The organism is Ramlibacter sp. (genome assembly GCF_035554825.1).
In the GTDB taxonomy this organism is placed as follows: domain Bacteria; phylum Pseudomonadota; class Gammaproteobacteria; order Burkholderiales; family Burkholderiaceae_C; genus Ramlibacter.
Genome location: NZ_DATMHS010000042.1, coordinates 22,654 through 30,033, shown reverse-complemented (window position 1 = coordinate 30,033; position 7,380 = coordinate 22,654). Strand labels below are relative to the sequence as shown.

General features: G+C 71.1%; 6 protein-coding genes. 1 reads left to right on the top strand and 5 read right to left on the bottom strand.

Features of this window, described 5'->3' with window-relative positions; all coding sequences use genetic code 11:
* Together VNT59_RS04475 and VNT59_RS04470 are read right to left on the bottom strand one after the other, a co-directional pair.
* Positions 1-567 (bottom strand): thioesterase family protein (locus VNT59_RS04475; RefSeq protein WP_325497035.1); only part of this gene is annotated, 567 nt, incomplete at its 3' end.
* The gene (locus VNT59_RS04470) at positions 564-1,520 is read right to left on the bottom strand and encodes an alpha/beta hydrolase (RefSeq protein ID WP_325497033.1); all 957 of its coding nucleotides are present in this window, start codon (positions 1,518-1,520) and stop codon (positions 564-566) included. The genes VNT59_RS04470 and VNT59_RS04475, both read right to left, overlap by 4 nt.
* Before the next feature lie 98 nt (positions 1,521-1,618).
* Here VNT59_RS04470 and VNT59_RS04465 point away from each other — a divergent pair, with 98 nt between their 5' ends.
* On the top strand, positions 1,619-2,755 hold the full coding sequence (locus VNT59_RS04465; RefSeq protein WP_325497031.1) for an iron-containing alcohol dehydrogenase: 1,137 nt from the start codon (positions 1,619-1,621) through the stop codon (positions 2,753-2,755).
* On the opposite strand, the gene VNT59_RS04460 is transcribed toward VNT59_RS04465, so the two are convergent.
* Genes VNT59_RS04460 through VNT59_RS04450 form a run of 3 tightly spaced genes read right to left on the bottom strand, consistent with a single transcriptional unit; the run spans position 2,725 to position 7,254 of the window.
* Positions 2,725-3,840, bottom strand: coding sequence for an acyltransferase (locus VNT59_RS04460; RefSeq protein WP_325497029.1), 1,116 nt, complete (start codon positions 3,838-3,840; stop codon positions 2,725-2,727). The genes VNT59_RS04465 and VNT59_RS04460 overlap by 31 nt on opposite strands.
* The gene (locus tag VNT59_RS04455) at positions 3,837-4,925 is read right to left on the bottom strand and encodes a patatin-like phospholipase family protein (RefSeq protein WP_325497027.1); all 1,089 of its coding nucleotides are present in this window, start codon (positions 4,923-4,925) and stop codon (positions 3,837-3,839) included. The genes VNT59_RS04460 and VNT59_RS04455 overlap by 4 nt, the downstream gene beginning before the upstream one ends.
* A gap of 4 nt (positions 4,926-4,929) precedes the next feature.
* Positions 4,930-7,254 (bottom strand): Tex family protein, encoded by a 2,325-nt coding sequence (locus tag VNT59_RS04450; protein WP_325497025.1) that lies wholly within the window; start codon positions 7,252-7,254, stop codon positions 4,930-4,932.
* Between the last annotated feature and the right edge of the window lie 126 nt (positions 7,255-7,380).

Genomic DNA, 7,380 nt, shown 5'->3' with positions numbered 1-7,380 from the left:
CACGACATGGATCGCCGTCTGGTCCGCTTCGTCCCATTCGAGCTCGGCCGGAATCCGCTGCTCCTGGACGAACACCTGGGTGCGGATGCGCTGCGCCGGTTCGCCCAGCTGCGACCAGCCGCCGGTGCGCAGTTCGACCATGGCCTCGCCTGCCTCGTAGCCGGACAGCACCTCGCGCAGGGCCGGCGGCACCGGCTTGGAGGTCTGGGTCTGCGGGTCGGCGAACACGTAGACCAGCTCGCCGGTGATCAGCAATTCGTCGCCGCGGAAGATGCCGCCCTCGAACAGGATCGAGGAATTGCCGATGCGGGCGCAGCGCAGCCCGACGTCGAGCCGGTCGTCCATCAGCGCCGACGCGTGGAACTCCACCGTCGCCTTCTTCACGTACAGGTCGCCGCCCAGCTGGGCCATCGCCTCCTCGTACGGCAAGGCGAGCACCCGCCAGTAGTCGGCCACCGCCGTGTCGAAGTACATCAGGTAATGGGCGTTGAACACGATTTTCTGCATGTCCACTTCGGCCCAGCGCACCCGCAGGCGATGGAAAAAACGGAAGTCTTGTCGTTTCATGGCGTGGCCGGCTCGAGGGCTTGGGCCAGCGCCCGCGCGGCATCGGCATGCGCCTGCCGCGCCTCGCGGATCGCCCGTCCCAGCTTGATGAATTCGTGCGTCACGCCGCGGTAGATCTCGATGTCCACCGCCACGTGCGCCGCCCGCAGTTTATCCGCGTAGGCGATGCCGTCATCCACCGTCGGGTCGTACTCCGCCAGCCCGATCCACGCCGGCGCCACGCCCTCGACGTCCGGCGCCACCAGCGGCGCGAAGCGCCAGTCGCCGCGCTGCTGCGGCGCGATGTAGTGGTCGAAGAACCAGTCGATGTGCTCCTGATCGAGCAGCAGCCCGGTGGCGAAGCGCTCGTGCGACGCGGCCTCGCGGGTCGGCGCCGTGTTCGGATAGATCAGGATCTGCAGCGCCAGCGGCAGCCCGGCATCCCGGGCCATGATGGCGCAGACCGCCGCCAGCGTGCCGCCGGCGCTGTCGCCGCCGACCGCCAGCCGCGTTCCGTCCAGGCCCAGTTCGCCGGCGTGCCGCGCCAGCCACTGGGTCGCATCCCAGGCGTCGTGCACCGGCGCCGGGAACGGGTGCTCGGGCGCCAGCCGGTAGCCCAGCGACACCACCGCGCAGCCGCTGAGCCGGCTCAGCTCGCGGCACAGCACGTCGTGGGTCTCGATGCTGCCGACCACGCAGCCGCCGCCGTGGAAGTACAGCAGGACCGGCAAGGCGCCGTGGCCGGGCGCGTACAGGCGAGCCGGCAGGGGCTGGCCGTCGCGGCCGGGAATCGTGAAGTCCTCGACCCGGGCCAGCTGGACCTTGGGCAGCTCGAGCACGCTGGCGCCGCGTTCGTAGGCGGCGCGCGCGGCCTGCGGCGTCAGGCTGTGGATCGGTGGATAGGTGGCGCGGGCCATGCGCTGCAGCACGGAGCGCATGGCGGGGGTCAGGTGCGGGTAATGCGGAAGGTACATCGGGCCTGTCCGCTCAGGGACAGCAGGGAGAAATGCGGATTCAAGGCGCGCCGCGGCGTCGCTACATTGGAGCTTTCCATCGTACCTCGGGGAATGCCATGGCCTTCATGAACTACGTCACCCAGATCCAGCTCGACTTCGGAGCCGTGAAGCTGCTGCCCCAGGAATGCGAGCGGGTCGGCATCCGGCGGCCGCTGATCGTGACCGACGCCGGGGTACGGGCCGCCGGCGTGCTGCAGAAGGCACTGGACGCGATGCCGGGCGTGCCGCTGCCGGTGTTCGACCAGACACCGTCCAATCCCACGGAAGCGGCCGTGCGGGCGGCGGTGCAGATGTACCAGGCGCACGACTGCGACGGGCTGATCGCCGTCGGCGGCGGCTCGGCCATCGACTGCGCCAAGGGCGTCGCCATCGCCGCCACCCACGAAGGGCCGCTGACGCGCTACGCCACGATCGAAGGCGGCTCGGCCCGGATCACCGACAAGGTGGCGCCGCTCATCGCGGTACCGACCACGGCCGGCACCGGCAGCGAAGTGGCCCGCGGCGCGATCATCATCGTCGACGATCACCGCAAGCTGGGATTCCACAACTGGGTGCTGGTGCCGAAGGCGGCGATCTGCGATCCCGAACTGACGCTGGGCCTGCCGCCCAGGCTCACCGCGGCGACCGGCATGGATGCGATCGCCCATTGCATGGAGACGTTCATGTCCGCTGCCGTCAACCCGCCGGCCGACGGCATTGCCCTGGACGGGCTGGAGCGCGGCTGGTCGAGCATCGAGCGCGCCACCCGCAACGGCAACGACCGCGAAGCGCGGTTCAACCTGATGAGCGCCTCCATCGAGGGCTCGCTGGCGTTCCAGAAGGGCCTGGGCTGCGTGCACTCGCTCAGCCACAGCCTGGGCGGCGTCGATCCGCGCCAGCACCACGGCACCTTGAACGCCGTCTTCCTGCCGGCCGTGATCCGCTTCAACGCGGCGGCGGAGTCGATGCGCAAGGAGCGCCGCCTGGAACGGATGGCGCACGCCATGGGGCTGCGCTCGGCCAACGACGTGGCCGACGCGGTGAAGGACATGAACGGGCGGCTCGGGCTGCCCGCGGGGCTGGCCGAGATGGGGGTGCAGCGCGACTGGTTCGGCCGCGTCATCGCCGGCGCGATGGCCGACCACTGCCACAAGACCAACCCGCGGCTGGCCACCGAGCAGGATTACGAGGAGATGCTGGCCGCCTCGATGTGAGGCGCCCCGCTGGCCCGGCGCCGGCCCAGCACCCGCTTGCCCCAGCGCCGCACCGGCGCCTCGAACCAGCGCTCGCTGGCCCAGGCCGTGGCGCAGGTCGCCACCAGCACGCCGGCGAACACGGCGGCTCGCGCGAGCCCCGATGCTGCGCTGAGCTCGGCCTGCGCCAGCCGCGGCCAGACCATCCAGGCGAAGCCCCAGAAGAACAGCGGGTGCAGCAGGTAGCAGCCGTAGGTGATGTCGCCCAGCCAGCGGGCCACGGGCGCCAGCCGCGGGCCCACCTGCACCTGTCCGCTGGCGAAGACGGCGGCGAAACAGGCCAGGAACAGGATCGCGCCCCGCCATCCCATCAGCTCGTCGCCGGCGGCCACCGGATTGAGCGCCAGCAGCAGCGCGGCGGTGCCCAGCCACACCACGGCGCCGGCGCTCGCGGACCACGCCAGGTCGCGGGCGCGCCGCGCCGCGCCGATCACGCAGCCGCCGAAAAAATAGGCCGCGAACGCCGGTACCTGGTGGTAAGCGACGGCGCTGGCGGCGTAGCCATCGGCCGAACCGGCGGTGCGCCCGATCCAGAACCACTGCAGGAGCGCCAGCGCGACGAACGCGGTCAGCCACCACGCGCGCCGCGGCAGCAGCGCCAGCAGCAGCGGAAAGGCGAGGTAGTAGACGAACTCGATGCCCAGCGACCAGCCGCCCACCGGCAGCGCCCACACCACCGGGTCGTAGCCGCCGAAGGCGAAGCTCGCGTTCAGCGCCAGCCGCAGCGGCAGGCGATCGGCCCAGGCGCCGTTGCGCCAGGCCAGCAGCGACAGGAACAGCCCGCAGGCGGCCAGGAACAGCGGCGCGAGCCGCAGCCAGCGCGTCGCGAGAAAGCGCAGCGCGTCGCCGCTGCCCGCCAGCCGGCCCTGGTAGTTGTAGGCGAGGCTGGCGCCCGAGAGCACGAAGAACAGGTACACGCCGTAGCTGCCCAGCGTGTGCAGGGCCGCGACGTCCTGCCAGTACAGCACGTGGTACACGGCCACGGACAGGGCGCACAGTCCGCGCAGCACGTCCCAGCCCAGCACGCGTTGGCTGCCGGCGTTCACAGCGGCTCCACCCGGGCCGGGTCGGGCCGCTCCAGCCATTCGGCGAATTCATCCGCCAGCTGGCGGCTGGCGGCGGCCGCCGCGGTCCATGCCTCGATGCGCGCCCGCAGGTCGGTGCCGTAGCGCGCAAAGTCGGTGCGATCGGGCAGCTTGCCGTTGGGCAACCGCCCGACCCATTCGCGATCGGGCGCCAGCACGATGGTGCGGTCGAGGAACGCGGTCGCGCCATGGCGCCACGTCAAGCCCTTGTCGAGCCAGCCCGGCACGATCGCCCGCTGGAAATGGGGATAGAGCACCAGGCCGTCGGCGCCGGCCGCCCGGTACTGCAGGTGCAGGTGATAGTCGGTGGTCCCGCCATCCCAATAGGCGCCGCGCGGCGCGCCGTCGATGTCGTGCACGGCGCGCAGCACGAACGGAATCGAGCAGCTGGCCTGGAGCGCCGCATGGAAGTTGCGCGGCGTCAGCAGCACCTGCCGCGTGCGGTAGTCGGCGATCGCGAACGGCAGCGGCGCCGGCTGGTCGCCCACCGGCGAAGAGAACACCACCCGCTCCAGCCAGGCGCCCATCGCCCGCCGATGCACCAGATTGGACAGGAACGCGCCCAGGTAGCCGACCGGCGTCGCCAGCCGGTGCTCGCGTCCCAGCACGTGCCGGCCGCGCGCCGTGACCATGTGCAGGCGGTAGCGTGGATGCGTCAGCACCTCCACCACCCGCTCGCCGTAGAACGCGTGCAGGCTCTGCCCGAAACGCTCGCTGACGTGATCGGCGGTCGGGGTCTTGCGCCCGGGCGCCAGTTCGTAGTCCTGCGCGATGTAGTCGCGCTCCAGGCGCTGCAGCGCCGCCGCCGGGTCGCCCAGGCAGGCCGCCGCCATGCGCCACGCGCCGATGGAGGCGCCGACCAGATCGACGGCCCGGCTGCTGCGCGGCAGCCACTGGCCGAACAGGAAGCGGTCCAGCGGACCGAGGATCAGGCCCTTGGGTCCGCCGGCGGCGCCCGGCACGACGCCGATGTCGCCGGGCTGCAATCCATGCCGGGCGATGTGGCGCCGCGCGAGCGGTCCGGCATGGATGCGCAGGGCGGGCATGCCCTTATTTTCGCAGTCCCTGCAGCTTGGCGAAGGCGCCCGCCATCGCCGTCGGTGTGGCGGCTTCGGTGCGGCGCGGCGGCCGCTGGCCCCGGGCGGCGCCCTCGAACCGGTTGTCGCCGGCGCGCCCGCCTCGGGCCGGTGCGTCGCCCAGCTTCATGGTCAGGCTGATGCGCTTGCGGGCCGGATCGACCTCCAGCACCCGCACCTTCACGATGTCGCCGGTCTTCACGATCTCCCGCGCGTCGTTGACGAACTTGTGCGACAGCTGGCTCACGTGCACCAGGCCGTCCTGATGCACGCCGAGGTCGACGAACGCGCCGAAGGCCGCGACGTTGCTCACCGTCCCCTCCAGCTCCATGCCTTCGCGCAGATCGGCGATGTCCTCCACGCCGTCGTTGAAGCGCGCCACCTTGAAGTCGGGGCGCGGGTCGCGGCCCGGCTTCTCCAGCTCGCCCAGGATGTCCTTCACCGTGATCACGCCGAACTGCTCGTTGGCGAACAGCTCCGGGCGCAGCGTCTTGAGCATCTCGGCGCGGCCCATCACTTCCGTCACCGGCTTGCCGGCGGCGGCGAGCATCCGCTCGACCACTGGATAGGTCTCGGGATGGACCCCGGTCATGTCCAGCGGGTTGTCGCCGCCGCGGATGCGCAGGAAGCCCGCGCTCTGTTCGAAGGTCTTGGCGCCCAGGCCGCTCACTTCCATCAGTTGCTGGCGGTTGCGGAACGCGCCGTGCGCTTCGCGCCAGCGCACCACCGCCTTGGCCACGCTGGACGACAGCCCCGACACCCGCGACAGCAGCGGCACGCTGGCGGTGTTGAGGTCGACGCCGACCGAGTTCACGCAGTCCTCGACCACCGCGTCGAGCGTGCGGGCCAGCTCGCCCTGGTTCACGTCGTGCTGGTATTGGCCGACCCCGATCGACTTGGGGTCGATCTTCACCAGTTCGGCCAGCGGATCCTGCAGCCGGCGGGCGATGCTGGCGGCGCCGCGCAGGCTGACGTCGACGTCCGGCAGCTCCTGCGAGGCATAGGCGCTGGCCGAATAGACCGAGGCCCCCGCTTCGCTGACGACGATGCGCTGCATGCCGTCGTGCCGCTTCATCAGGTCGGCGGCGAGCTTGTCGGTCTCGCGGCTGGCCGTGCCGTTGCCGATCGCGATCAGGTTGACCCCGTGCCGGCGACAGAGCTGGTCCAGCGTGTGCAGCGAGCCGTCCCAGTCGCGGCGCGGCTCGTGCGGATAGACGGTCGCGGTGTCGACCAGCTTGCCGGTGGCGTCGACCACCGCGACCTTCACGCCGGTGCGGATGCCGGGATCGAGCCCCATCACCACGCGCGGTCCGGCCGGCGCCGCCAGCAGCAGATCGCGCAGGTTGTCCGCGAACACCTTGATCGCGACCTTCTCCGCCTCCTCGCGCAGGCGCGTGAACAGGTCGCGCTCGGTCGACAGCGACAGCTTCACGCGCCAGGTCCACGCCACGCATTTGCGCAGCAGGCCGTCGGCGGCGCGGCCCTGATGGCTCCAGCCCAGGTGCAGCGCGATCCTGCCCTCGGCGATCGACGGCTGGCCGGGCTCGGGCTCCTGGGGCAGCACGAGTTTCGCATCCAGGATGTCCTGCTGCCGGCCGCGGAACACCGCCAGCGCGCGGTGCGACGGCACCCGCGCCATGGGCTCGGAATAATCGAAGTAATCGCGGAACTTCGCCACATCGGCGTTGTTTTCATCCTTGCCGGCCATCAGCGTCGACTGCAGCCGGCCCTCGGCCCACAGCCACTCGCGCAGCTGCTGCACCAGCGCCGGATCCTCGGCCCAGCGCTCGGACAGGATGTCGCGCACGCCGTCCAGCACGGCCGCGACGGTGGTGAAGTCCTCGCCCCCTTCGCCCTTCTCGGCCTTGAGGAACGGCTGCGCGGCGGCCGCCGGATCGAGCGTCGGATCGGCGAACAGCTGGTCGGCCAGCGGCTCCAGCCCCGCTTCGCGCGCGATCTGGCCCTTGGTGCGGCGCTTGGGCTTGTACGGCAGGTACAGGTCCTCGACCTCCTGCTTGGTGGCGGCCGCCTCGATCGCGGCGCGCAGCTGCGGCGTGAGCTTGCCCTGCTCGTCGATGCTCTTGAGCACCGCCTCGCGCCGGTCTTCGAGCTCGCGCAGGTAGGCCAGGCGCGCCTCGAGCTCGCGCAGTTGGACGTCGTCGAGCCCGTCGGTGGCTTCCTTGCGGTAGCGGGCGACGAAGGGAACGGTGGCGCCGCCGTCGAGAAGGTCCACCGCCGCCTGCACCTGCTGCTCGCGGACGCGGAGTTCGGCCGCGATCTGCCGGATGATTTTCTGCATTGCCGTCACTGCAAAAGCTGAACAAGAGGCGCGGGAGTTTGCCACACGGCTCGGACAGCAACACGGCATCTCCTCCGACAGCAGCGCTTGCTTGACGGTTCCAAGAATCCGCTGTAGTTCACAAGG